Source organism: Streptomyces sp. NPDC005202 (assembly GCF_040608235.1).
Lineage (GTDB): Bacteria > Actinomycetota > Actinomycetes > Streptomycetales > Streptomycetaceae > Streptomyces.
The window spans coordinates 125,612-151,600 of record NZ_JBEXHW010000011.1; the positions used below are offsets into that span (position 1 = coordinate 125,612).

At 71.2% G+C, this 25,989-nt stretch carries 17 protein-coding genes and 2 pseudogenes; 9 read left to right on the top strand and 10 right to left on the bottom strand.

What is annotated here, in order from left to right:
* Window positions 1–45: 45 nt before the first annotated feature.
* The 5 genes from rbsD to ABZV31_RS18815 all read right to left on the bottom strand — a co-directional run bounded on the left by rbsD (window position 46) and on the right by ABZV31_RS18815 (window position 6,001).
* Entirely contained in the window at window positions 46–435 is a 390-nt protein-coding gene (rbsD, locus tag ABZV31_RS18795; protein ID WP_355894872.1) for a D-ribose pyranase, read from the bottom strand.
* A complete protein-coding gene (locus tag ABZV31_RS18800; RefSeq protein WP_355894874.1) occupies window positions 432–1,421 on the bottom strand; it encodes a ribokinase in 990 nt (329 codons plus the stop codon). Before ABZV31_RS18800 ends, rbsD begins: the two co-directional genes overlap by 4 nt.
* A 77-nt stretch (window positions 1,422–1,498) precedes the next feature.
* On the bottom strand, window positions 1,499–3,448 hold the full coding sequence (locus ABZV31_RS18805; RefSeq protein WP_355894876.1) for a substrate-binding domain-containing protein: 1,950 nt from the start codon (window positions 3,446–3,448) through the stop codon (window positions 1,499–1,501).
* A 1-nt stretch (window position 3,449) separates the two neighbouring features.
* The gene (locus tag ABZV31_RS18810; protein WP_355894879.1) at window positions 3,450–4,958 is read right to left on the bottom strand and encodes a sugar ABC transporter ATP-binding protein; all 1,509 of its coding nucleotides are present in this window, start codon (window positions 4,956–4,958) and stop codon (window positions 3,450–3,452) included.
* Window positions 4,955–6,001: a LacI family DNA-binding transcriptional regulator gene (locus tag ABZV31_RS18815; RefSeq protein WP_355894881.1), complete on the bottom strand. Its 1,047-nt coding sequence runs from the start codon at window positions 5,999–6,001 to the stop codon at window positions 4,955–4,957. The genes ABZV31_RS18810 and ABZV31_RS18815 overlap by 4 nt, the downstream gene beginning before the upstream one ends.
* A gap of 154 nt (window positions 6,002–6,155) precedes the next feature.
* Here ABZV31_RS18815 and ABZV31_RS18820 point away from each other — a divergent pair, with 154 nt between their 5' ends.
* Both ABZV31_RS18820 and ABZV31_RS18825 read left to right on the top strand, forming a co-directional pair.
* Window positions 6,156–8,420: an ATP-dependent RecD-like DNA helicase gene (locus ABZV31_RS18820; RefSeq protein ID WP_355894882.1), complete on the top strand. Its 2,265-nt coding sequence runs from the start codon at window positions 6,156–6,158 to the stop codon at window positions 8,418–8,420.
* A 231-nt stretch (window positions 8,421–8,651) separates the two neighbouring features.
* Window positions 8,652–9,941 carry a citrate synthase gene (locus ABZV31_RS18825; protein ID WP_355894885.1) on the top strand — a complete coding sequence of 430 codons (1,290 nt, stop codon included), beginning with the start codon at window positions 8,652–8,654 and terminating at the stop codon, window positions 9,939–9,941.
* Window positions 9,942–10,571: 630 nt separating this feature from the next.
* Here the strand turns inward: ABZV31_RS18825 and ABZV31_RS18830 are convergent.
* The 3 genes from ABZV31_RS18830 to ABZV31_RS18840 form a co-directional block, all read right to left on the bottom strand.
* Window positions 10,572–12,902: a heavy metal translocating P-type ATPase gene (locus ABZV31_RS18830; protein ID WP_355894888.1), complete on the bottom strand. Its 2,331-nt coding sequence runs from the start codon at window positions 12,900–12,902 to the stop codon at window positions 10,572–10,574.
* Window positions 12,903–12,934: 32 nt separating this feature from the next.
* Entirely contained in the window at window positions 12,935–13,174 is a 240-nt protein-coding gene (locus ABZV31_RS18835; protein WP_355894891.1) for a heavy-metal-associated domain-containing protein, read from the bottom strand.
* 72 nt (window positions 13,175–13,246) lie between these two features.
* A complete protein-coding gene (locus tag ABZV31_RS18840; RefSeq protein WP_355894893.1) occupies window positions 13,247–13,936 on the bottom strand; it encodes a TetR/AcrR family transcriptional regulator in 690 nt (229 codons plus the stop codon).
* A gap of 413 nt (window positions 13,937–14,349) precedes the next feature.
* On the opposite strand from ABZV31_RS18840, the gene ABZV31_RS18845 reads away from it, so the two are divergent.
* Window positions 14,350–16,608 (top strand): MMPL family transporter, encoded by a 2,259-nt coding sequence (locus ABZV31_RS18845; protein ID WP_355894896.1) that lies wholly within the window; start codon window positions 14,350–14,352, stop codon window positions 16,606–16,608.
* 181 nt (window positions 16,609–16,789) lie between these two features.
* Window positions 16,790–17,833, top strand: coding sequence for a zinc-dependent alcohol dehydrogenase family protein (locus ABZV31_RS18850; protein ID WP_355894898.1), 1,044 nt, complete (start codon window positions 16,790–16,792; stop codon window positions 17,831–17,833).
* A 50-nt stretch (window positions 17,834–17,883) separates the two neighbouring features.
* Here ABZV31_RS18850 and ABZV31_RS18855 read toward each other — a convergent pair whose 3' ends face one another.
* Window positions 17,884–18,084, bottom strand: coding sequence for a MerR family transcriptional regulator (locus ABZV31_RS18855; protein ID WP_355894901.1), 201 nt, complete (start codon window positions 18,082–18,084; stop codon window positions 17,884–17,886).
* Window positions 18,085–18,438: 354 nt separating this feature from the next.
* Window positions 18,439–19,437 (bottom strand): helix-turn-helix domain-containing protein, encoded by a 999-nt coding sequence (locus tag ABZV31_RS18860; RefSeq protein WP_355894903.1) that lies wholly within the window; start codon window positions 19,435–19,437, stop codon window positions 18,439–18,441.
* Window positions 19,438–19,667: 230 nt separating this feature from the next.
* Here ABZV31_RS18860 and iolC point away from each other — a divergent pair, with 230 nt between their 5' ends.
* The 5 genes and pseudogenes from iolC (at window position 19,668) to mmsA (ending at window position 25,641) form a co-directional block, all read left to right on the top strand.
* Entirely contained in the window at window positions 19,668–20,642 is a 975-nt protein-coding gene (gene iolC, locus ABZV31_RS18865) for a 5-dehydro-2-deoxygluconokinase (RefSeq protein WP_355894905.1), read from the top strand.
* A gap of 514 nt (window positions 20,643–21,156) precedes the next feature.
* A pseudogene (locus ABZV31_RS18870) lies at window positions 21,157–21,389 on the top strand (deoxyribose-phosphate aldolase); the annotation flags it as partial.
* Between the two features lie 20 nt (window positions 21,390–21,409).
* Window positions 21,410–22,235, top strand: a pseudogene (gene iolB / locus ABZV31_RS18875) (5-deoxy-glucuronate isomerase).
* Window positions 22,232–24,124: a 3D-(3,5/4)-trihydroxycyclohexane-1,2-dione acylhydrolase (decyclizing) gene (gene iolD, locus ABZV31_RS18880; protein ID WP_355894908.1), complete on the top strand. Its 1,893-nt coding sequence runs from the start codon at window positions 22,232–22,234 to the stop codon at window positions 24,122–24,124. Before iolB ends, iolD begins: the two are co-directional and overlap by 4 nt.
* A gap of 14 nt (window positions 24,125–24,138) precedes the next feature.
* Window positions 24,139–25,641, top strand: coding sequence for a CoA-acylating methylmalonate-semialdehyde dehydrogenase (mmsA, locus tag ABZV31_RS18885; protein WP_355894910.1), 1,503 nt, complete (start codon window positions 24,139–24,141; stop codon window positions 25,639–25,641).
* Window positions 25,642–25,989 lie beyond the last annotated feature (348 nt).

Consider the following 25,989-nt stretch of genomic DNA (forward strand, 5'->3'; position numbering starts at 1 on the left):
GGGGGCCTGGTCGACGGACCGGCCCCCTCGAAGCTTCTAGGGTCGTCAGAAGAACACCCCGCACCGCAGCAGCACGTTCGCATACGGCCGTGCCTCCCCGGTCCGTACGACCAGGCGCGCGCCCGTCGACAGCTCCTTGAGCCGCTCGTGCGGGACGAGGGCCAGTTCGGGGAAGTGCCCGTCCAGCAGCGCCGCCGCCGCCGGATTGGCCGCGCGGACCTCCTCCGCCGCCGTCGCGCCCTCCACCACCAGCTCGGCCAGCAGGCCGTCCAGCACCTCGGCGAACGACGGCACCCCGGCCCGGAACGCCAGGTCCACGACCCGCGGGCCGTCCGGGATCGGCATGCCGGCGTCGCAGACCAGCACCCCGTCCGTGTGGCCCAGCTCGGCCAGCGCGCCGGAGAGGTGACGGTTGAGGATTCCCGCCTTCTTCACTGGGAACCGCCTCGCGCAGAAGTGCCGGGTGCGCTGCCCGACCCCTGGCCGGGTGCCCGAGGGTTGTCCCCCGGGACGGCACAGCACAGCGCGGCGACCTCCGCCGCCGTCGGGAAGGACTCCTGCGCTCCCCGCCGGGTGACGGCGGCCGCTCCGACCCGGGCCGCGTACGCCGCCGCCTCCTCCAGGGACGCGCCCGCCCCCAGCCGCCAGGCCAGCGCCGCGGTGAACGCGTCGCCCGCGCCCGTCGTGTCCACGGCGTCCACCTTCACGGACGGGATCCTGGCGATCTGCTCGGCGGACGCCACCAGCGCGCCCTCGGCGCCCAGGGTGACGACCACCGAGCGCGGGCCGTGCGCGAGCAGGGCCCGCGCCCAGTCCTCGGGGCCGTCGCTCACGCCGGAGCCGCCCAGGATCACCTTCGCCTCGTGCTCGTTCACGATCAGCGGGTCGCAGGCCTCGAGGACCTCCCGCGGCAGCGGGCGCGGCGGTGACGGGTTCAGCACGAAGCGGCTGGCCGGCGCCAGGTTCCGTACGACCTCCACGACCGTCTCCAGCGGGATCTCCAGCTGCGTGGAGACCACCCGGGAGGCCTGGAGAAGGCCGGTCGCCGCCCGCACGTCCTCGGGGGTGAGCCGGCCGTTGGCGCCCGGCGAGACCACGATGCTGTTGTCCCCGGACGGGTCCACCGTGATCAGTGCGACCCCGGTCGGCGCGCCGCCGACCAGCACCCCCACGGTGTCGACGCCGGCCGCCCGCTGCGAGTCGAGCAGCAGCCGGCCGTGCGCGTCGTCGCCGACCCGGGCCAGCAGGGCCGTACGGGCCCCGAGCCGGGCGGCCGCGACCGCCTGGTTGGCGCCCTTGCCGCCCGGGTGGACGGCCAGGTCGGAGCCGAGCACCGTCTCGCCGGCCGCGGGCCGCCGCTCGACGCCGATGACCAGGTCGGCGTTGGCCGACCCCACGACCAGGAGGTCGTAGTCGTACATGGAATGACTCCCCATGACTCCCCTGAGAGATGACTGGAGGCGGGCGGTCGCCATGACCGCCCGCCCGCTCGCCGAGGTCAGCCGCTGAATCCGGCCACGTTCTCCTTCGTGACCACCTTGACCGGCACCTTCACCATCGGGTCGACCTTCTTGCCCTGGGCCGCCCGCAGCGCGTTGTCCACGGCGATCCTGCCCAGCTGGGTCGGCTGCTGCGCAACGGACGCGTACAGGGTGCCCGCCTTGACCGCCGTCAGGCCGTCGGGGGTGCCGTCGAAGCCGACGACCTGGACCGACGTGCCGGCCTTCGAGCCCAGCGCCTTGATCGCGCCGAGCGCCATCTCGTCGTTGGCGGCGATGACGCCCTGGACGTCGGGGTGGGCCTGAAGCAGGTTCGACATCACGTCGAGGCCCTTGGTGCGGTCGAAGTCGGCGGGCTGCTGGGCCAGGACCTGGATGCCCGGGTAGGCCTTGAGGCCCTTGGCGAAGCCCGCGGCGCGCTCCCGGGCGGCGGAGGTGCCCGCCTGCCCCTGCAGGATCACGATCTTGCCCTTGCCGCCGAGCTTCTCGGCGATCGTCTTCGCGGCGAGCTCGCCGCCCGCGACGTTGTCGGACGCCACCAGGGTGTCGGTGGTGGCCTTGTTGACGCCCCGGTCGACGGCGATCACCGGGATCTTCGCCTTGTCGGCGGCCCGTACGGCGGGGCCCGCCGCGTCCGAGTCCACCGGGTTGACGATGATCGCGCCGAGGCCCGAGCTCGTGAAGTTCTGCAGCTGGTTGGCCTGCTGGGAGGCGTCGTTCTGGGCATCGGTGACGGTCAGGGCCACGCCCAGCTTCTTCGCCTCGGCCTGCGCGCCCGCCCGGATCTGCACGAAGAAGGGGTTGTTGAGTGTGGACAGGGACAGGCCCATCTTCGGCGCGGCGGACGAGGAGCCGGTGTGCAGCAGGGAGGCCGCGGCCACCACGGCCACGGTGACCACCGCCGCGAGGGCGTACGTCGCCGCCTGCTTGCCCTTCCCGCCGGGAGAGGTACCGGCAGCCACCGGCGTGACCCCCGCCTTGCGCCGCAGGGTGTCCAGCAGCACCGCCAGCGCGATCACCACGCCGATGACGACCTGCTGCCAGAAGGCGGACACCGACAGGAGGTTGAGCCCGTTGCGCAGCACCGCCAGGATCAGCGCGCCGACCAGCGTCCCCGACGCCTTGCCGGTGCCGCCCGCGAGGGAGGCGCCGCCGATGACGACCGCGGCGATCGCGTCCAGCTCGTAGCCCTGCGCGGCCTGCGGCTGCGCGGACGACAGCCGGGCGGCGAGCACGATGCCCGCGGCCGCGGCGAACAGCCCGGACAGCGCGTAGATCGCGAGCTTCTGCTTCTTCACCCTGAGGCCCGACAGGCGGGCGGCCTCCTCGTTGCCGCCGATCGCGTACATGGAGCGGCCGATGTACGTCCGTCCCAGCACGAACGCCGTGATCAGCCCCATGACGACCATGACGAGCACCGGCACCGGCAGCCAGCCGCCGAGCGTGTCGCCGAGGTGCGAGACCGAGCTCGGGAAGGCGATCGGGGAGCCCTGCGAGATGACCAGGGACAGGCCGCGGCCCACCGACAGCATGGCCAGCGTCGCGATGAACGGCGGCAGCTTCCCGTACGCGATCAGGAAGCCGTTGACCAGGCCGCACGCGATGCCGGTGGCGATCGCAAGGACGACCGCCAGGAACACCGGTATCCCGGCCGACGTGGCGCTCCAGGCGAGCACGGTGGCCGACAGCGCCGCCACCGAGCCGACCGACAGGTCGATGCCGGCCGAGACGATCACGAACGTGACGCCGAAGGCGAGGATCGCGGTCACGGCCGCCTGGACGCCGATGTTGAGCAGGTTGTCGGTCGTCAGGAAGTCTCCGGACAGCGCCGACAGCGCGAAGACGAGGACGATGAGCGCGGTGAGCGCGCCGTTGTCGAGCAGGACGCGGCGCAGGCCGCCCGAGGCGCCACGCGCGCCCGTCGTGCTCTTGAGCGTGTCAGTGGCCACTTCAGGCCTCCGTTCCGGTCGTGGGAGTGCTGACGGCGAGCGCCATCACGGCGTCCTGGGTCGCTTCGGTGGCGGGGAGTTCGCCCGCGATCCGGCCCTGGGCCATCACCAGCACCCGGTCGCTCATGCCGAGCACCTCGGGCAGGTCGCTGGAGATCATCAGGACGCCGGCGCCGGCGGCCGTCAGTTCGTTGATGAGCTGGTAGATCTCGACCTTGGCGCCGACGTCGATGCCGCGCGTCGGCTCGTCGAGGATGAGCACCTTGGTGTCGGCCAGCAGCCACTTGCCGATCACCACCTTCTGCTGGTTGCCGCCGGACAGCGTCCGCACCTGCTGCCCGAGTCCGGCCATCCGCACCCCGAGCTGCCCGGCGATCCGGGCGGCCGCCTCGCGCTGCCCCTTGAGGTCGACGAGCCCCGCGTGGGTCGCCGCCCGCAGGGTGACGAGCCCGAGGTTCTCCTCGACGGAGGCGTCCAGCACCAGGCCCTGACCCTTGCGGTCCTCGGGCACGAGGCCGATCCCGGCCGCCATGGCCGCGTTGACGTCGTGCCGTCGCAACGGCGAACCGCCGACCTTCACGGCCCCCTTGTCGTACGGATCGGCACCGAACACGGCCCGGACGACCTCCGTACGACCGGCTCCCACGAGGCCCGCGATGCCGACGACCTCACCGGCGTGCACCTGGAAGCTCACGTCGTGGAAGATGCCGTCCCGCGTGAGCCCCTCGACGGTCAGCAGCACCGGCCCCGTCCTGGCCCGTTCGCGCGGGTACTGCTGCGCGATCGACCGTCCCACCATGAGCCGTACCAGCTCGTCCTCGGGCGTGGAGGCGGGCACCTGGCCGACGCTCCTGCCGTCGCGGAGGACCGTGACGCGGTCGCCGAGGGCGGCAATCTCCTCCAGATGGTGCGTGATGAACACGATCCCGACGCCGTCCTCGCGCAGCGCACGCACGATGGCGAACAGCTTGTCGACCTCTTCGGAGGTGAGCACGGCGGTCGGCTCGTCCATGATCAGCACGCGCGCGTTCAGGCTGAGGGCCTTGGCGATCTCGACCATCTGCAGGCGCGCGATGCCGAGTTCACGCACGCGCGCGCGTGGGGACACGTTCACGCCGACGCGGTCGAGGAGTTCGGCGGCCTCCGCCTCCATCCTCTTGCGGTCGATCATCCCGAAGCGGCGCGGCTGGCGCCCCAGGAAGATGTTCTCGGCGACCGTCAGGTCGGGCACCAGGTTGAACTCCTGGTAGATGGTGGCGATCCCGAGGCGCTCGGAGTCCTGTGCGCCATGGATGCGCACCTCCTCGCCGCCGACGATGATCCGCCCGGCGTCGGGGGTGTAGGCGCCGGAGAGCATCTTGATGAGGGTGCTCTTGCCCGCGCCGTTCTCACCGAGCAGCACGTGCACCTCGCCGCGGCGCAGGTCGAAGTCGACGCCGTCCAGCGCGACCACGCCGGGGAAGGTCTTGCGGATGCCTTCGATGCGCAGCAACTCGTCCGGGTTGCTCACGGCTTGCTCCTTTGCGTGGGGGAGGGCTGCACAGCGGGGGCCTGCGCAGCAGCCGGCTTGCCGCACGAGCGGCGTACGACGAGCCGGGCGGGGAGGGTCACGGACGCGGGGGGCCGTCCCTCGATGCGGTCGACCAGCGCGCGGACGGCGGCGCGTCCCAGCTCGCCCGTGGGCTGGGCGATCGCGGTGATCGGAGGGTCGGTGTGCAGGAACCACGGGATGTCGTCGAACGCGGCCAGCGCGATGTCGTCGGGCACCCGCAGCCCGCGCGCGCGGATCGCGTCCAGCGCGCCGAGCGCCATCAGGTTGTCGGCGGCGAAGACGACCTCCGGCGGCTCGGGCAGGTCGAGGAAGCCCTCGGTGACCCGCCGGCCGCTCTCGGCCTGGAAGTCGCCCTGGCCCACATAGGCGTCCGGGAGGGGGATGCCGCACTCGGCCAGGGCCTCGCGGAAGGCCTCGACGCGCTCGCGGCCGGTGGTGGTGGCCGCGGGGCCCGCGATGATCGCGAGCCGCCGGTGCCCCACCCCGTGCAGATGCGCGACGAGGTTCCGTACGGCCGCCCGCCCGTCGGCCCGGACCACGGGCACGTCCACGCCCTTGATCCACCGGTCGACGAACACCATCGGCGTCCCCGCGCGGGCGGCGTCCAGCATCAGCGGGGAGCCGCCGTCGGTGGGGGAGACCAGCAGCCCGTCGATGCGCCGGTCCAGCAGCGTGCGGACGTGGTGGTCCTGCAGTTCGGGCCGCTCGTCGGCGTTGCCGATGATCACGCTGTAGCCGAGGGCGCGGGCCTCCTCCTCGACGGAGCGGGCCAGTTCGGTGAAGTACGGGTTGAGTACGTCGCTGATGACCAGGCCGAGGGTGTGGGTCTGGTCGGTGCGCAGGGAACGGGCGACGGCGTTCGGGCGGTAGCCCAGCGCCTCGACGGCGGCCAGCACGCGCGTGCGTGCGTCGGCGCTGACCGACGGGTGGTCGTTCAGGACGCGCGAGACCGTGGCGACGGAGACGCCTGCCTCGGCGGCGACGTCCTTGATGCCCGCCATCGCCGTTCCACCTCCTTGTGGAATCGATTACACCGACGTGTTACCGAGGATTGGAATCGATTCCACGGGGAGTGGGCAAGACCCCGAGACCGGATCGTGATGCAGTTGTCCACAGGGTCCCGGCGCTGTCGGACCGTGGCGGTAGCGTCGGATCATGTCCAATCAGGCGGGGAGTTCCCCTAGCGCGGGGAACGGTGAGCGACGACTGGCCGTACTCGAAGGCGTCCTGGAGCGGATCACATACGCCAACGAGGAGAACGGCTACACGGTCGCCCGGGTCGACACCGGCAGAGGCAGCGGCGATCTGCTCACGGTGGTCGGCGCGCTGCTCGGCGCCCAGGTCGGCGAGTCCCTGCGCATGGAGGGCCGCTGGGGCTCCCACCCGCAGTACGGCAAGCAGTTCCTGGTGGAGAACTACACGACGGTCCTGCCGGCCACCGTCCAGGGCATCCGCCGCTACCTCGGCTCCGGCCTGGTCAAGGGCATCGGCCCGGTCTTCGCCGACCGCATCACCCAGCACTTCGGCATGGACACCCTGAAGATCATCGAGGAGGAGCCGAAGCGGCTGATCGAGGTCCCCGGCCTCGGCCCCAAGCGCACCAAGAAGATCGCCGACGCCTGGGAGGAGCAGAAGGCGATCAAGGAGGTCATGCTCTTCCTCCAGACCGTCGAGGTGTCGACGTCGATCGCGGTGCGCATCTACAAGAAGTACGGCGACGCGTCGATCTCGGTGGTCAAGAACCAGCCGTACCGGCTGGCGGCCGACGTCTGGGGCATCGGCTTCCTGACCGCCGACAGGATCGCGCAGTCCGTCGGCATCCCGCACGACAGCCCGGAGCGCGTCAAGGCGGGCCTGCAGTACGCGCTGTCGCAGTCCACCGACCAGGGCCACTGCTTCCTGCCCGAGGAACGGCTGATCGCGGACGCCGTCAAGCTCCTCCAGGTCGACACCGGGCTGGTCATCGAGTGCCTCGCCGAGCTCGCGGAGCCCCCGGAGGACGGCGCGGACCCCGGTGTCGTACGGGAGAAGGTGCCCGGCCCGGACGGCGGGGAGACGGTCACCGCCGTCTACCTCGTCCCCTTCCACCGCGCCGAACTCTCCCTGTCCGCCCAGCTGTTGCGCCTGCTGCGGACGGAGAAGGACCGGATGCCGTCCTTCCGCCAGGTGGCCTGGGACAAGGCACTGGCCTGGCTCAAGGGCCGCACGGGGGCCGACCTCGCTCCCGAGCAGGAGGCGGCCGTGAAGCTGGCGCTCACCGAGAAGGTGGCCGTCCTGACCGGTGGTCCCGGCTGCGGCAAGTCCTTCACCGTGCGCTCGATCGTGGAGCTGGCCCGCGCCAAGAAGGCCAAGGTCGTGCTGGCTGCGCCCACCGGCCGCGCCGCCAAGCGGCTCGCCGAGCTCACCGGCGCCGAGGCCTCCACCGTCCACCGTCTGCTGGAGCTCAAACCCGGCGGCGACGCGGCCTATGACAGGGACCGCCCGCTGGACGCCGACCTGGTGGTCGTGGACGAGGCGTCCATGCTGGATCTGCTGCTCGCCAACAAGCTGGTCAAGGCGGTGCCTCCGGGCGCCCATCTGCTCTTCGTCGGGGACGTGGACCAGCTGCCCAGCGTCGGCGCCGGCGAGGTCCTGCGGGACCTGCTGTCCGACGGCAGCCCGATCCCCGCCGTCCGTCTCACGCGCGTGTTCCGCCAGGCCCAGCAGTCGGGTGTGGTGACCAACGCGCACCGGATCAACGCCGGTCAGCATCCGGTCACCGACGGCATGAAGGACTTCTTCCTCTTCGTCGAGGAGGACACCGAGGCGGCCGGCAGGCTCACGGTGGACGTGGCGGCCCGACGGATTCCGGCCAGGTTCGGGCTCGACCCGCGCCGGGACGTCCAGGTGCTCGCGCCCATGCACCGCGGCCCAGCAGGCGCCGGCACGCTGAACGGCCTGCTCCAGCAGGCCATCACCCCGGGCCGGCCCGACCTGCCCGAGAAGCGGTTCGGCGGCCGGGTCTTCCGTGTCGGCGACAAGGTCACCCAGATTCGCAACAATTACGAGAAGGGGAAGAACGGTGTCTTCAATGGCACTGTGGGCGTGGTCACCTCGCTCGACCCGGTCGACCAGCGCCTGACGGTGCTGACGGACGAGGACGAGGAGGTTCCGTACGAATTCGACGAACTGGACGAACTGGCACACGCGTACGCGGTGACCATCCACCGCTCGCAGGGCAGCGAGTATCCGGCTGTGGTGATCCCGGTCACCACCGGCGCCTGGATGATGCTCCAGCGGAACCTGCTGTACACGGCGGTGACGCGCGCCAAGAAGCTGGTCGTCCTCGTCGGTTCACGCAAGGCGATCGGCCAGGCGGTGCGCACGGTGTCGGCGGGACGGCGCTGTACGGCACTCGACTTCCGGCTCCAGGGCCCCTGAACTCCCCGTCCAGGTCCGGCATCGGGAAAAATGATCGATCAAATGAGTCGCAAAGGTCACACAGTACTTCCCGTGGCCGGATCGAGGGGGCAGGATGAGCAGGTTGGCGGCACTGAGTGCCGCCAATAGGCCCAATGGTCGACCCCGAGTGCACTCTCCTGAGCCAAATGGGGGATGGTAGAGACAGTCAGGGCACCTCGAAGATGAGGCACTACGTCGGTGAGGGAAGACGTGAGCGACAACTCTGTAGTACTGCGGTACGACGGCAGCGAGTACACCTACCCGGTGGTCGACAGCACCGTCGGCGACAAGGGCTTCGACATCGGCAAGCTCCGCGCCCAGACCGGTCTCGTGACTCTGGACAGCGGGTACGGCAACACGGCCGCGTATAAATCCGCCATCACCTACCTCGACGGCGAGGCGGGTATCCTCCGGTACCGCGGCTACCCCATCGAGCAGCTGGCCGAGCGCTCCACCTTCCTGGAGGTGGCCTACCTGCTGATCAACGGTGAGCTGCCGACCATCGACGAGCTCACCTCCTTCAAGAACGACATCACGCAGCACACCCTGCTGCACGAGGACGTCAAGAACTTCTACAGGGGCTTCCCCCGCGACGCCCACCCGATGGCGATGCTCTCGTCGGTCGTCTCGGCGCTGTCGACCTTCTACCAGGACAGCCACAACCCGTTCGACGAGAAGCAGCGCAACCTCTCCACCATCCGCCTGCTCGCCAAGCTCCCGACGATCGCGGCCTACGCGTACAAGAAGTCGATCGGTCACCCGTTCGTCTACCCGCGCAACGACCTCGGCTACGTCGAGAACTTCCTGCGCATGACCTTCTCGGTCCCCGCGCAGGAGTACGAGCTGGACCCGGTCATCGTCTCCGCGTTGGACAAGCTGCTGATCCTGCACGCGGACCACGAGCAGAACTGCTCGACCTCCACGGTCCGTCTCGTCGGCTCCTCGCAGGCCAACATGTTCGCCTCCATCTCGGCCGGCATCAACGCCCTGTGGGGCCCGCTGCACGGCGGTGCCAACCAGTCCGTCCTGGAGATGCTCGAGGGCATCCGTGACTCCGGTGGCGACGTCGACTCCTTCATCCGCAAGGTGAAGAACAAGGAGGACGGCGTCCGTCTGATGGGCTTCGGCCACCGGGTCTACAAGAACTTCGACCCGCGCGCCAAGATCATCAAGGCCGCCGCGCACGACGTGCTCTCGGCCCTGGGCAAGGAGGACGAGCTCCTCGACATCGCCCTGAAGCTGGAGGAGCACGCCCTCTCCGACGACTACTTCGTCGAGCGCAAGCTCTACCCGAACGTCGACTTCTACACCGGCCTCATCTACCGCGCCATGGGCTTCCCGACCGAGATGTTCACGGTCCTGTTCGCCCTCGGCCGCCTGCCGGGCTGGATCGCCCAGTGGCACGAGATGATCAAGGAGCCGGGCTCCCGCATCGGCCGCCCGCGCCAGATCTACACGGGTGTGGTGCAGCGCGACTTCGTTCCGGTCGAGGAGCGCTGAGCCGTAGCGTCACCGGGCCCCGTACACGATTGAGGGTGCGGGGCCTCGTACGCGGCGGCGTAGGCACATCCGCAAACGCACACACAAGCGGAAACGAACAGCAGAAGGCGCCCTGAGACGCCGGTCCCCCCACGGGCCGACGACCAGGGCGCCTTCCCATGTCCCGGTGCGGATTCCCCCACGGGATCCGGCCGGGCGCCTTGTGAGGACAGCGCCTGAATCGCTGTGAGCAGAACGAGCAAAACTCGTCGCACTCTTGTACTGACGAGCGAAACTCGTCTACTCCTGTACTACTGTGCGATCTGCCGGGACAGCGCACGCGCGGGAGGGCCGCTCAAAGCTTCCCGGTGTACCTGCCCCGGCAACGCACCTCTGAGGAAGTCCCCCAAGACATCCTCAGATGCCAGTCAGCGCCCCCCAAGACGCTGTCTGACATCGCCAACTTAGACCTTCGAACCCCTTCGATGGTTACGTTCACATCACTGTGATCTGCGTCTCTTGCGTATGTCCGTTAGATGCGCAAGAGCCCCGATGTAGCGATCGGGGGTCAAGTGTAAGGATGATGCGCGAGCCTTGTGAAGAGCTTATGTGAGGCGCGCGTCGGACTCTAGAGGGTCTCTTACTTCGGCCTCAGCGAAATGTCCGGAGCCGGAGGCTGTTCGTCACCACGAACACCGACGAGAACGCCATCGCCGCGCCGGCGATCATCGGGTTGAGCAGCCCGGCGGCGGCCAGCGGCAGCGCGGCCACGTTGTAGCCGAAGGCCCACACGAGGTTGCCCTTGATGGTGGCCAGCGTCCGCCGGGACAGCCGGATGGCGTCCGCAGCCACCCGCAGGTCCCCGCGCACCAGCGTCAGGTCGCCCGCCTCGATCGCGGCGTCCGCCCCGGTCCCCATCGCCAGGCCCAGGTCGGCGGTGGCGAGCGCGGCCGCGTCGTTGACCCCGTCACCGACCATCGCCACGGTCCGTCCCTCTGCCTGCAGTCGCCGGACGACGTCGGCCTTGTCCTCCGGCAGCACCTCGGCGACCACGTCGTCCGCGTCGATCCCGACGGTCCGCGCCACGGCCTCGGCGACCGCCCGGTTGTCCCCGGTCAGCAGCACCGGCGTCAGCCCCAGGGCCCGCAGCTGCCGTACCGCCTCCGCGCTGGTCTCCTTGACCGTGTCCGCCACGGCCAGGACACCCCGTGCCACGCCGTCCCAGCCGACCACGACGGCCGTACGACCGTCTCTCTCGGCCTCCTGCCGGGCCCGGGCCAGCTCCTGCGGGAGCTCGGCGGTGAGCTCCTCGAGACGTCCCACGGTCACTTCCCGGCCCTCGACGCGCCCGCGTACGCCCCGGCCGGGGACGTTCTCGAAGTGTTCGACCGCCGGCAGCGGCCCGAGCTGCTCCTCGGCGCCGGCCGCGATCGCGCGGGCGACCGGGTGCTCGGAGGCGTGCTCCAGGGCGCCCGCGAGCCGCAGCACCTGCTTCTCGTCGGTTCCCTCGGTCGCGTACACCGCCTGAAGGGTCATACGGCCGGTGGTGACCGTTCCCGTCTTGTCCAGGACGACGGTGTCGACGCGGCGGGTGGACTCCAGAACCTCGGGACCCTTGATGAGGATGCCGAGCTGGGCGCCCCGGCCCGTGCCGACCATCAGCGCGGTGGGCGTGGCCAGGCCCAGCGCGCACGGGCAGGCGATGATCAGCACCGCGACGGCTGCGGTGAACGCCGCGGTGGCGTCCCCGGTGACGAACAGCCAGGTCAGCAGGGTGCCGAGGGTGATGAGGAGGACGACGGGCACGAAGACCGCCGAGATCCGGTCGGCCAGCCGCTGCACCTCCGCCTTGCCGTTCTGCGCGTCCTCGACCAGCTTCGCCATCCGCGCGAGCTGCGTGTCCGCGCCGACCCGGGTGGCCTCGACGACGAGCCGGCCCCCGGCGTTCACGGTGGCCCCGGTGACCGCGTCGCCGACACCGACGTCCACCGGCACGGATTCGCCGGTCAGCATCGAGGCGTCGACGGCGGAGGCGCCCTCGACGACCGTGCCGTCGGTGGCGATCTTCTCGCCGGGCCGTACGACGAACCGGTCGCCGACGGCCAGCGCCGTCACGGGGATGCGGACCTCCCGGCCGCCCACCCGTCGTCCACCACCGCCTTCAACCGAGAGCGCTTCGCGCTCGCCTTCCTCGTATCGCAGGACGGAGACGTCCTTGGCTCCCAGCTCCATCAGCGCCCGCAGAGCGGCGCCCGCCCGCCGTTTGGAGCGGGCCTCCAGGTAGCGGCCGAGGAGGACGAAGGCGACGACTCCGGCGGCGACCTCGAGGTAGATCGTCGACGCTCCGTCCATACGGGAGACGGTGAAACTGAACTCGTCGTGCATGCCCGGCATGCCGGCGTCGCCGAGGAACAGCGCCCACAGCGACCAGCCGAACGCGGCCAGCGTGCCGACCGAGACGAGAGTGTCCATGGTGGCGGCGCCGTGCCGGGCGTTGGTCAGGGCCGCCCTGTGGAAGGGCAGGCCGCCCCAGACGACCACGGGCGCGGCGAGGGTCAGCGAGAGCCACTGCCAGTTGTCGAACTGCAGGGCCGGGACCATCGCCAGCAGGACGACGGGGGCGGTGAGGAGCGCGGAGACGAGCAGGCGCTGACGGAGGGAGGCGAGTTCGGGGTCCTGGGCCGCCTGCCGCTCGGCGGGCTCGGCTTCCGGCTCCGGCTCCGGCGGCGTGGCTTCCTCGGCGGTGTAGCCCGTCTTCACCACGGTGGCGATCAGATCCGCGACCTCGATCCCCGCGGGGTAGGTCACTTTGGCCTTCTCCGTCGCGAAGTTCACCGTCGCGGTGACACCGTCCATGCGGTTGAGCTTCTTCTCGACGCGGGCCGCGCAGGAGGCGCAGGTCATCCCGCCGATGAGCAGTTCGACCTCGGAGACGTCCGGCGAGGCGGCTATGGGGGTCTCCGCGGTGGTGCGGGTGGTCATGTCCGGACTCCAGGCGACAGGTCGGACGCTGGTCAGGCCTTGCCGACGAGTTCGAAGCCCGCCTCATCCACGGCGGCGCGCACCGCTTCTTCGTCGAGCGGGGCGGCGGAGACGACGGTGACCTCGCCGGTCGAGGCGACGGCCTTCACCGAGCTGACGCCGGGGAGCGCGGAGATCTCCGCGGAGACGGACCCCTCGCAGTGTCCGCAGCTCATCCCGCTCACCTTGTAGACGGTGGTGACGGTGCCTGGGGCGTCGGTCTGGGTGATCATGTCGTTACTCCTCGTCGGGGCGTGTGGGGCCGACGTGGCCCACGGGGGGCTCACACTCTCCACACTATACCCCTAGGGGGTATTTTCAAAAGAGGCGGCCGTGTCGCCGGCCGTCCGGTCGCCGACCAGGGGGCGGAGATAGCGGACCAGGACGTCCTTCAGCTCCTGGATGTAGGCGTCGCGCTCGGCGCCCTCGTGGGCGACGACCAGGTCCAGGCCCGCCTTGTACACGCCCAGGCACACGTGCGCCGTCCGGGTGATGTCGGCCGCGGGGGCGTCCGGCATGAAGGAGGAGAGCAGCGACTCGACCCGGGAGAGCAGCGTCGCGTGCAGGGCGTCGTGCTCCTCGGTGATCCGGCCCGGGATGTCGGGCCCGTGCATCAGCGTGAGGAACACCGGGTGCCGGCAGTTGAAGTCGATGAACCGGTCGACGGCGGTGCCGACGGCCTCCTCGAGCGGGGTCTCCGGGGCGACGGGCGCGAGCGCCTCGCCGTACGTCTCGCGCATCTCGTGCACCAGCCGGTCGCCCAGCTCGATCGCGATGGCCTCCTTGTTCGGAAAGAACTGGTACAGCGTGCCCGGCGAGACGCCCGCCTCGCGGGCGATCGCGTTGGTGCTGGCGGCGGTGTAGCCGGTCGTGCAGAAGACGGACGCGGCGGCCTCGAGCAGTTGGGCGATCCGGCGCTCACCGCGGGCCTGCCGGCGGCGGGGCCGGTCGCCGGCCGCCTGGTCCTTCCCGGGCTTCTCGGTCTGGTCGGGCACGAGTTATCCCCAGCTCTCCGCACGCGATTGACAAACACGAGTGGACGCTCGCATTCTGGAGAAACGCGAGCGATCTCTCGTGTTTGTCAGTTTATTGGCAATGGCAGACCCATGCTGCCTGCCTGTCTGCGCAACGGCACGGGTCACGGTGAAGGGGACACCGCAGGATGACCGGGGTCAATGTGCCGGGAGACAGCGGGCGCGGGGCGCCGAGCCGAGGAGGCGGGGCACCAAGCGGAGAGAGCGGGGAGAGCACGGAGAACGAGGAAAGCGGAGAGCGCGGGGAGAGCGCGGAGAGCGGGGAGCGCAAGGAGACGGGGAGCAGGCGCGTCGAGGGCGGATCGGCGGGCAGCGGGGCCGCACCGGTGGGCTCCGGAGATGCGGTGTCACGCGTCGGGGGCTGGACCCGGTTCGTGACCGCGCGGCCCCGGTTGTCGCTGCTCGCGGCCCTCGTGCTCACCGTGCTCGCCATACTGGCGGGCAGCGGGGTCGCCGACCGGCTGGGCAGCGGGGGCTGGGAGGATCCGACCGCCGAGTCGACGTACGCGACGAAGGCGCTGGAGCGCGAGTTCCCCGACTCCCAGCCCAACCTGCTGCTCCTGGTCGACTCGCGCCGCTCCTCGGTGGACGACCCGGCGGTCGCCGCGAAGGCCAGGCGGCTCGCCGCGCGCCTGGCCACCGAGAAGGGGGTCACCGGCGTCGGCTCCTACTGGCAGTCCGGCGCACCGGCCCTGCGCGCCAGGGACGGGCACGAAGCGCTGATCGCCGCCCGCATCACGGGTGACGACAACGCGATGGGGAAGACCCTGGACCGCATCGCGCCCTCCTACCGGGGGACGCACGGACCGGTGAGGGTGACGGTCGGCGGCCCGGTCGCCGTGCGGCACGAGATGCAGACCATCATCCGCGAGGACCTGACCCGGGCCGAGCTGATCGCCCTGCCGGTGACGCTCGTGCTGCTGGTGATGGTCTTCGGCAGCGCCGTCGCCGCCCTGCTGCCGCTCGGCATCGGCATCGTCGCGATCCTCGGCACGAACGCGGTGCTGCGCGGACTGACGGAGTTCACCGACGTCTCCGTCTTCGCGATGAACCTCACCACGGCCCTGGGCCTCGGCCTCGCCATCGACTACGCGCTGTTCATCGTGCGCCGCTTCCGCGAGGAACTGTCCACGGGTGCCGAGCCGTTGACCGCCGTCGGCACGACCCTGCGCACCGCCGGTCGCACCGTGCTCTTCTCCGCCCTCACGGTCGCCGTGTCGCTGGCGGCGATGATGGTCTTCCCGCAGTACTTCCTGCGGTCCTTCGCCTACGCGGGCATCGCGGTGGTGCTGCTGGCGGCGGGCGCGGCCCTCATCCTGCTCCCGGCGGCCCTGGTGCTGCTCGGCCACCGGGTGAACTCCCTGGACCTGCGGCGCCTGTTCCGCCGCCGGTCGCCGGGAAACCCCGGTGCGGAGGGCACGGCCTGGGCGCGCACGGCGACGCTGGTGATGCGCCGCGCCCCGTTTTTCGCGCTGGCCACCACGGCCGTCCTGGTCCTGCTCGGACTGCCTTTCCTGGGCGTGAAGTTCGGCACGGCCGACGACCGCCAGCTACCGTCCACGGCCGAGTCCCACATGGTGCAGCAGCACATCCGCGAGGGCTTCCCGGGCAGCCCCGGCGGCGGCCTGGAGGTGTTCGCCGAGGGCCGGGCGACCCAGGCGCAGTACGCCGCCTACAAGGAGCGTGTCGCCGCTTTGCCGGAGGTGCTGCGAGTCGACGGCCCGCTGGTGAAGGGCGACTCGGCGTACTTCACGGTGCTGCCCAGGGGCGAGGCCGTCGACGACGCAGCCCAGCATCTGGTCGGCGAACTGCGGTCGACGGGAGCTCCGTTCGACACCAAGGTGACCGGCACGGCTGCCGTCCTGGTCGACTCCAAGCACGCGATCGGCGAGCGACTGCCCTGGGCGGTGGTATTCATCGCGGTCGTCACCCTGCTCCTGGTCTTCCTGCTCACCGGCAGCGTGCTGATACCGGTGCAGGCGGTCCTGCTCAACGCGCTCAGCCTGACGGCCATGTTCGGCGCGGTCGTCTGGGTCTTCCAGGACGGCCACCTGTCCGGCCTGCTCGGCTTCACCAGCACCGGTTCCATCGAGACGACCCTGCCGGTCCTGATGTTCTGCGTGGCCTTCGGCCTCTCCATGGACTACGGCGTGTTCCTGCTCTCCCGTATCAAGGAGGAGTACGACCGTGGGGGGACCTCCCACCCCGGCAAGGCAGTGGGGGACGGCGACCACAGCCGGGCGGTGCGGTACGGGCTCCAGCGCACGGGCGGACTGATCACCGCGGCCGCGGTCATCCTCGCGGTGGTGATGGTCGCGATCGGTACGTCCCGGGTGACCAGCACCAAGATGCTCGGCCTGGGCATCGCCCTGGCAGTCCTGATGGACGCGATGATCGTCCGTAGCCTCCTGGTCCCCGCGGTCATGCGGCTCACCGGCCGCGCGACCTGGTGGGCCCCGTCCCCGCTGCGCCGCTTCCACGCACGGTTCGGGCTGAGCGAGGGGGAGTCGTCTGCGTCCGGCGAGACGGCGCACGCCGAGCGGGGAGAACAGCAAGAGCAGGGAGGGCAGGGAGAGCAGGGAGAGCAGACCGAAGGGGACCGGGAGTCGGACAAGGCTGCGGCGCACGGCTAGGTGCACGCTGCTCAGCCCTTCGGCAGGCACTCGCCGCAGGCCCAGCGGCACATCAGGCGGGCGCTGCCCGGCAATCTGCGCCGGACAGGCACTAGCGTTCCGCCGGAAGCGATGATCTCCGGGGTTCGGGAACTCCCGGCACCCCGGGGTCCCAGACCTGGACGGAAGGCGAGGGCGGCGGATGCGGGCTGTGGTGTTCGAGCGGTACGGGGAGCCGGCCGAGGTGCGGGAGGTGGCGGATCCGAGGCCCGCGGAGCACGGGGTCGTGGTGCGGGTCGAGGCGACCGGCCTGTGCCGCAGCGACTGGCACGGCTGGCAGGGTCACGACCCCGACATCACGCTGCCGCACGTGCCCGGTCACGAACTCGCCGGTGTGGTCGAGGCGGTGGGCCCCCGGGTGACCCGCTGGCGGCCCGGCGACCGCGTGACCGTGCCCTTCGTCTGTGCCTGCGGCACCTGCCCCTCCTGCGCGGCGGGCGACCAGCAGGTGTGCGAACGGCAGACGCAGCCCGGGTTCACGCACTGGGGCTCCTTCGCCCAGTACGTGGCGCTCGACCACGCCGACGTGAACCTGGTCGCCGTACCCGAGGGCCTGTCCTTCGCGACGGCGGCCTCGCTCGGCTGCCGGTTCGCCACGGCGTTCCGGGCGGTGGTCCAGCAGGGCCGGGTCGCGCCCGGCGAGTGGGTCGCCGTGCACGGCTGCGGGGGCGTGGGCCTGTCGGCCGTGATGATCGCGGCCGCGTCGGGGGCGAGGGTCGTGGCGGTGGACGTCTCGTCCCAGGCCCTTGAGTTGGCACGGACGTTCGGCGCGGCGGAGTGCGTGGACGCGGCGGGTACGGGGGACACGGCGGAGCGGGTGCGTGAGGTGACCGGCGGCGGCGCCCATCTCTCCCTCGACGCGCTGGGCTCGCCGGCCACCTGCGCGGCCTCCGTGAACGGTCTGCGCCGCCGGGGCCGCCACGTCCAGGTCGGCCTGCTGCCCTCTCCGACGGGCACGACGCCCGTGCCCATGGCCCGCGCGATCGCCCTGGAGCTCGAACTCCTCGGCAGCCACGGCATGGCCGCGCACGCCTACCCGCAGATGCTGCGCCTGGTACAGGCCGGCGTCCTGCGCCCCGACCTGCTGGTGACGTCGACCATCCCCCTGACGGCGGTCCCGGACGCGTTGGCGGCGATGGGGACGGCACCGGGAGCCGGGGTCACGGTCATCGAGCCGTGGAGCTGACATGACGGTGCCCCACGCCCGGGTGGGGCACGCCGTCAGGGGATGAGGAGTCAGTCGGCTCTGCGGTTGCGGTTGCTGGGCCTGGAGGCGACCCAGGCGCGGACGGTGTCGGCGTACCAGTAGGGCTTGCCGCCCTCCACGTGGTCGGGCGGGGGCAGCAGCCCGTGCTTGCGATAGGACCGCACGGTGTCCGGCTGCACCCGGATGTGCGCCGCGATCTCCTTGTACGACCAGAGCCTTCGGTCGGTCATGGGTGGCACCTCCCTGCGCGCGCCACGGCGGCGGCCGGGGAGGCCGTCGGGGGAGCCGGGCGCTGCGCTGGCGATCACAAAGCCTGTGCTCCGTGAACGACACGGAGTAAGGAGGGGCAAGTGCCTGTCGGCGGAGTGTGACCCAGGACCCGCGAACATGTGACATGTGTGACACGAGCGGGTTCTTTGTGACAGAAGCGAGGCAAAGCAAACACGACCCGGCAGCGCGTTCGGGGTCCTACACCGGCCCCTACCGGCGCGCAGGACCAGCCCAACCGCCGGGGCCGAAGAGCAGGACGGGCCGGACCCGCTGCGCCGGGCCCGGCCCGCCGGCTTCCCCGCCATCCCCCCGGATCAACCGGCTGGGCGATCAGCCTGCCCTCGGCGCACGCGCCGGGTCTTGGAAAAATCCGCATGGCCACCGGCCGCGAGGACGAGGCTCGTCGCCTCGCCCGTCATCCGGTCCGCCAGCGGCACCCGGGGCGCCGACACCGGCGGAGCCCCCCGCGCCACCGTGAACTCCCTCGGCGTACACCCTGTCATCGCCTTGAACTCCCCGCTGAGGTGCGCCTGGTCGTAGAACCCGCAGATCGCCGCCGTCTCCGCCGGCCCCCGCCCCGCCGCCAGCAGCCGCCGAGCCCGCTGCAACCGCAGCACCCGCGCCGCCGCCTTCGGCCCCAGCCCGATCTGCTCCGGGAAACGGTTCTCCAGGTGCCGCACGCTCCACCCGACCTCGGCGGCCAGCCGCGGCACCGGCACCGCCCCGCCCGTCCGCACCAGCTCCGACCAGGCCCGCACCACCCGCGCCGAACTCGGCGTCCCGGCCGCCGACCAGCGGGCGAACACGTCGTCGAGCAGCCCGAACCGGTCCGCCCACGTCGGCAACGCGGCCAGCGCGGCGGACAGTTCGCCGATGCTGTGCCGGCCGCCGGCCGCCCGGCGGGTGCCGAGGACATCCGGAAGGTCGTCGGGGTCGACGGTGCGGTCGGCGAGTTCGTACTGCGCCGTGCCGAACAGGGTGAACGCCGCCCATGGCATGAGCAGCACCTCGATGCCCGACAGCCGTCCGCCGTGCTCGCCGACGACTGGAGTGGTGGACAGGCCGTTGTACACCGACACCAGGGTCGTCGGCGGGCGCCCCCGGCCGGCGATGCGCACTGGTTCCTCGAAGCCCAGCAACAGCGTCGCCGCGCCGATCGGCGTCTCCAGCCGCCGCCGGGGCCGGTTCATCGCGAGCCGGATCCAGCGGTAGCTGATCACACCGGGCCGCAGCCGCGGATGGGGCAGCGCGACGGCGGCCTCCCAGGAGCCGCCGGGCCCGTGTCCCGCCCGGGTGAGCACCGAAGTGGCCATGCACCCTCCCTGTTCACGGCCGGACGCGTTCACGGAAGCCCCCATGGTGCTACGCAACGGAGGAGAGGTGGAAGAAAGAGAACGGGAAGCGCTTCCACCGGGCCTGCCGCGAGCCCTCGAGGAAGCGGACTCCCCACGGGTCACGGTCTGGTCCGAATGTCCGGACAAAACATTGACAGGGTTCCGTGCCCGGCACTACAACCGGGAGGAGCAGGAGCGAAGGGGAGCCCATGGCGTACGACCTGATCACCATGGGGCGGATCGGAGTGGACCTCTATCCGCTGCAGACGGGCGTGCCGCTGGCCCAGGTGTCGACCTTCGGGAAGTTCCTGGGCGGCTCGGCGACGAACGTCGCGGTCGCCGCGGCCCGCCTCGGCCGCCGTACGGCGGTGATCACGCGCACCGGCGACGATCCCTTCGGCGCCTACCTCCACGAGGCGCTGCGCGGCTTCGGCGTCGACGACCGCTGGGTCACGCCGGTTCCCGGGCTGCCCACCCCGGTCACCTTCTGCGAGGTGTTCCCGCCGGACGACTTCCCGCTCTACTTCTACCGGCAGCCCAAGGCCCCCGACCTGGAGATCGACGTCCACGACCTGGACCTGGACGCCATCCGCGACGCCCGTGTCTTCTGGGTCACCGGCACCGGTCTGAGCGAGGAGCCCAGCCGTACGGCGACGCTCGCGGCCCTCGCCCACCGGGCCAGGGCCGGTACGACCGTCTTCGACCTCGACTGGCGCCCCATGTTCTGGCGCAGTGACATCAGCGGCTCCCGCCCCGGGCCGGACAACGCCCGCCCCTTGTACGCCGAGGCCCTGCGCCACACCACCGTCGCGGTCGGCAACCTGGACGAGGTGGAGGTCGCCACCGGAGTGCGCGAGCCGCACGCCGCCGCCCGCGCGCTCCTCGACGCCGGCGTCGAACTCGCCGTCGTGAAGCAGGGCCCCAAGGGTGTGCTGGCCGTCAACAGCAAGGGCGAGTCGGCCGAGGTCCCGCCGCTTCCGGTCAACGTCCTCAACGGCCTCGGCGCCGGCGACGCCTTCGGCGGCTCCCTGTGCCACGGCCTGCTCGCGGGCTGGGACCTGGAGCGGATCATGCGGCACGCCAACGCCGCCGGCGCCATCGTGGCCTCCCGCCTGGAGTGCTCGTCCGCGATGCCCACGCCGGACGAGGTGGAAGCCGCCCTCGCAGCCGGAGCGGTGCTGTGAGAGCGGGGCGGGTCAAAGGCGCCTTGCACGAGGCCGGCGGCGGCGCGGCCCAGGACACGGGCGCGCCTCCCGAGACCCCGCGCGGTGCCGAGTACCCGCACGACTCCGCCTCGCAAGCCGCCCCATCGCAAGCCGCCCCATCGCAAGCCGCCCCATCGCATGCCGCCGCCTCGCATGCCGCCCCATCGCAGGCCGCCGCGCAGGCCGAGCCCCCGGCCAGGTCGCGCATCCGCAAGGCGAACCCTCGCGCACGGCCGACAGGGCGGACACGGCGGATACGGCGGATACGGCGGATACGGCGGACGCGGCCGACACTGGCGACACTGCCGACACTGCCGACACTGCCGGCACGGCCGACACGGCGGACGCGGCCGACACAGCCCACACAGCCGACACGCCAGACACGGCCGACACGCCAGACACAGCCGACACGCCAGACACAGCGACCGCACACCCGCCCGCCGCGCAAGCACCGGCCGTCCCCCCGAAGGTCGACGTCCGCGAACTCGTCCGAATCCGCACCCACCACCCCGAGGCGATCGCCGAGGCCGCCGCCCGCCGTGCCCGCAGGCCCCTGCTGGGCGAGAACGGCCGGCTTATGATCGTCGCCGCCGACCACCCGGCCCGGGGCGCCCTCGGTGTCGGCGACCGCCGGCTCGCCATGGCCAACCGGGCCGACCTGCTGGAGCGGCTCTGCCTGCGCTGTCCCGGCCCGGTGTCGACGGCGTCCTCGCCACCGCCGACATCCAGACTGCTGTGAGGGCCGCATGACCACCAACGAGCTGTACATCCCCAGGGGCGCCACCGCGAACGCCCAGTACGTTGTCGACATCGACCCCAAGCGGGCCGGCTGGACCCACTGCAGCCTGCGGGTCGTGCAGCTGGCGCCGGGCGGCACGCACACCTTCACCACCGGGGACAGCGAGTGGATCGTGCTTCCGCTGAGCGGCGGTTGTACGGTGCAGGTACAAGACGGCATAGAGGACGAAGAGTTCCAGATTCGGGGCCGCGGGGGCGTGTACGGCGGAGTCACCGACTTCGTCTACGCGCCCCGTGACGCCCGGGTACAGATCGCCTCCGGTGCGGGAGGCCCGCTTCGCCCTGGCAGGAGCGAAGTGCGAGCGTCGACTCCCCGCCCGCTACGGCCCCGCGCCGGAGGTCCCCGTGGAAGACCGCGGCAGCGGCATCTGCGCCCGCCAGGTGCGCAACTTCGCCTCGGCGGACGCCTTCGAGTGCGACCGGCTGATCGCGGTGGAGGTGATCACGCCCGGCGGCCACTGGTCGTCGTACCCGCCGCACAAGCACGACGAGCACCGGCCGGGCGAGGAATCGGAGCTGGAGGAGATCTACTACTTCGAGATCGACGGCCCGAACGGTTTCGGCTATCAGCGCGTATTCCCGTCGCGTGAGGGCGGATCCGACGTCCTCGCGGAGGTCCGCTCCGGCGACGTGGTCCTGGTCGACGGCTGGCACGGCCCGTCCGTCGCGCAGCCCGGCCACGACATGTACTACCTGAACGTCATGGCCGGTCCGGGCGAGACGCGTCAGTGGCGGATCTGCTTCCATCCGGACCACACGGAGGGTTACCGATGACCTCGACCCCCTCAACGACGAGGCTGACGGTCGCGCAGGCGCTGGTGCGGTTCCTGGCCGCCCAGTACACGGAGCGGGACGGCGTACGGCAGCGGCTGATCGGCGCCACCTGGGGCATCTTCGGCCACGGCAACGTCGCCGGGATCGGGCAGGCGCTCGTCGAGTACGCCGGCGTGATGCCGTACCACCAGGGCCGCAACGAGCAGGCCATGGTGCACGCGGCGGTCGGCTACGCCCGCCAGTCGAACCGCCTGTCCACGCACGCGGTCACCACGTCCATCGGTCCGGGCGCGACCAACCTGGTCACCGGCGCCGCCCTGGCGACCATCAACCACCTCCCGGTTCTGCTCCTGCCCGGCGACGTCTTCGCCTCCCGCCCCGCCGACCCGGTCCTGCAGCAGCTCGAAGTCCCGTACGCGGGCGACGTGTCGGTCAACGACTGCCTGCGGCCGGTGTCGAAGTACTTCGACCGGATCACGCGGCCCGAGGCGCTGATCCCCTCCGCTCTGAACGCGATGCGGGTCCTCACCGACCCCGTCGAGACGGGTGCCGTCACCCTGGCCCTCCCGCAGGACGTCCAGGCGGAGGCGTACGACTGGCCCGAGCAGTTCTTCGCCGAGCGCACCTGGGTCGTACGGCGTCCGGGTGCCGACCCCACCGAACTCGCCGAGGCCGTGCAGGCCGTCCGCGCCGCCCGTCGGCCCCTCGTGATCGCGGGCGGCGGTGTCCGCCACAGCCGCGCCGAGGACGCCCTCGCCGAGTTCGCCGAGACCACGCGCATCCCGGTCGCCTCCACCCAGGCCGGCAAGGGCTCCCTGCGCTTCGACCATCCGCAGGACGTCGGCGGCGTCGGTCACACGGGCACGGCCACGGCGGACGAACTCGCCCGCACCGCCGACCTGGTGATCGGAGTGGGGACGAGGTACACCGACTTCACCACCGCCTCCGGCACCTTGTTCGCGAACCCGGACGTGCGCTTCCTCAACCTCAACATCGCCCCCTACGACGGCCACAAGCTCGCCGGTCTGCCGCTGATCGCGGACGCGCGCAGCGGCCTGCAGGAGCTGACCGAGGCGCTCCAGATGCACGACCACCGGGTCGCGGCCTCGTACGTCACCGAGTACACCGAGGACAAGGAGCGCTGGGAGCAGCGCGTCGACGCCTGCTACGAGGCCGACGAGCCGGACGTACGGCCGACGCAGCCGCAGGTGCTGGGCGCCCTGGACGCCCTGGCCGACGAGACGGACATCCTCGTCAACGCGGCTGGCTCCCTCCCCGGCGATCTGCACAAGCTGTGGCGGGCGCGGTCGCGGGACCAATACCACCTGGAGTACGGCTACTCGTGCATGGGCTACGAGATCCCGGCCGCGATCGGCGTGAAGCTGGCGGCGCCCGACCGGCCCGTGTGGGCGCTGGTCGGCGACGGGACGTACCTGATGATGCCGACGGAGATCGTGACCGCGGTACAGGAGGGGATCGCGATCAAGGTCGTGATCCTGCAGAACCACGGATACGCCTCGATCGGCGGACTGTCCGAGTCGGTGGGCGGCGAGCGGTTCGGCACGGCGTACCGCTTCCCGTCCCGCGACGGCACGTACACCGGCGCCCCGCTCCCCGTCGACCTCGCCGCCAACGCGGCCAGCCTCGGCATGCGGGTGCTGCGCGCGAAGACCGTGCACGACCTGCGCGAGGCCCTCGCCGAGGCGCGGGCGGCGGACACTCCCACATGTGTCTACGTGGAGACCGAAACCGCAGACACAGTGTCGGGCGCGCCTCCGGCGCAGGCCTGGTGGGATGTACCCGTGGCCGAGACCGCGACCCGACCGTCGGCGGTCAAGGCACGTGAGCTCTACGAACGGCACGTCTCGACCCGACGCCGCCATCTGTGAAGGAGTACTCGGTCATGACGAAGATCGTCAACCACTGGATCGGCGGGAAGACCGTCGAGGGCGCCTCGGGTACGTATGGGCCGGTGACGGACCCGGCGACCGGCGCGGTCACCACGAAGGTCGCCTTCGCGACGGTCGACGAGGTGGACGCCGCGGTCGCCGCCGCCAAGGACGCCTTCGCGACCTGGGGCCAGTCCTCGCTGGCCCAGCGGACCTCGATCCTGTTCAGGTTCCGCGCGCTGCTCGACGCGCACCGCGACGAGATCGCCGAGCTGATCACCGCCGAGCACGGCAAGGTGCACTCCGACGCCCTCGGCGAGGTGGCCCGCGGCCTGGAGATCGTCGACCTGGCGTGCGGCATCAACGTGCAGTTGAAGGGCGAGCTGTCCACGCAGGTCGCCAGCCGCGTCGACGTGGCCGCGATCCGGCAGCCGCTGGGCGTGGTCGCGGGCATCACGCCGTTCAACTTCCCGGCGATGGTCCCGATGTGGATGTTCCCGATCGCCATCGCGTGCGGCAACACCTTCGTGCTGAAGCCGAGCGAGAAGGACCCGTCGGCGTCGGTCCGTCTCGCGGAGCTGCTGGCGGAGGCCGGGCTGCCGGACGGCGTCTTCAACGTCGTGCACGGCGACAAGGTGGCCGTCGACCGGCTCCTGGAGCACCCGGACGTCAAGGCGGTCTCCTTCGTCGGTTCCACCCCGATCGCCCGCTACATCCACACCACGGCCTCCGCCAACGGCAAGCGCGTCCAGGCCCTGGGCGGCGCCAAGAACCACATGCTGGTCCTGCCGGACGCCGACCTGGACGCGGCCGCCGACGCGGCGGTCTCCGCGGCCTACGGGTCCGCGGGCGAGCGCTGCATGGCCATCTCCGCCGTCGTCGCCGTCGGCGCGATCGGCGACACGCTGGTGGAGAAGATCCGCGAGCGCGCCGAGAAGATCAAGATCGGCCCCGGCAACGACCCGGCCTCCGAGATGGGCCCGCTCATCACCAAGGCGCACCGCGACAAGGTGGCCTCCTACGTGGAGAACGCGGCCGCGGAGGGCGCCGAGGTCGTCCTCGACGGCACCGGCTACACGGTCGAGGGCTACGAGGAGGGCCACTGGATCGGCATCTCGCTCCTCGACAAGGTGCCGACCAGCGCGAAGGCCTACCAGGACGAGATCTTCGGCCCGGTGCTGTGCGTGCTGCGCGTCGACACCTACGAGGAGGGCGTGGCCCTCATCAACAACTCGCCGTTCGGCAACGGCACCGCGATCTTCACCCGGGACGGCGGCGCGGCCCGCCGCTTCCAGCTGGAGGTCGAGGCCGGCATGGTCGGCGTGAACGTGCCGATCCCGGTCCCGGTGGGCTACCACTCCTTCGGCGGCTGGAAGGACTCCCTCTTCGGCGACCACCACATCTACGGCAACGACGGCACCCACTTCTACACCCGCGGCAAGGTGATCACCTCCCGCTGGCCGGACCCGTCCGAGGCCCCGGCGGGCGTGGACCTCGGGTTCCCGCGCAACCACTGAGAGTGGCTCCGCCTCCCCGTCAGGCCGTCCGAATATCGGACGGCCTGACATTTTTGTTGCCGCGCGCACTGCGAATGTCGTGCGCAGGGGATGAAACGGGTGGCGCAGGTCGAATGACTGGTTGACCTTTGAAAACAAGGTCACCAGATGATGGGGGTTGGTGAATGCTTCAGTGGGGCTTCAGAGCCTGGGAAACTGATGTCTCCTGCCTCACTTTGCGGCTGCGGATTCCGAAGGTAAACACCCATTGACGCGGCGGTTTTCGTCGGGGTTCCATGCAGCGCCGGGAGCGGACGACAGCACCTACGACGAAGCCGCCGGAGGCGATATCGCTCCCGAGCCCCATCA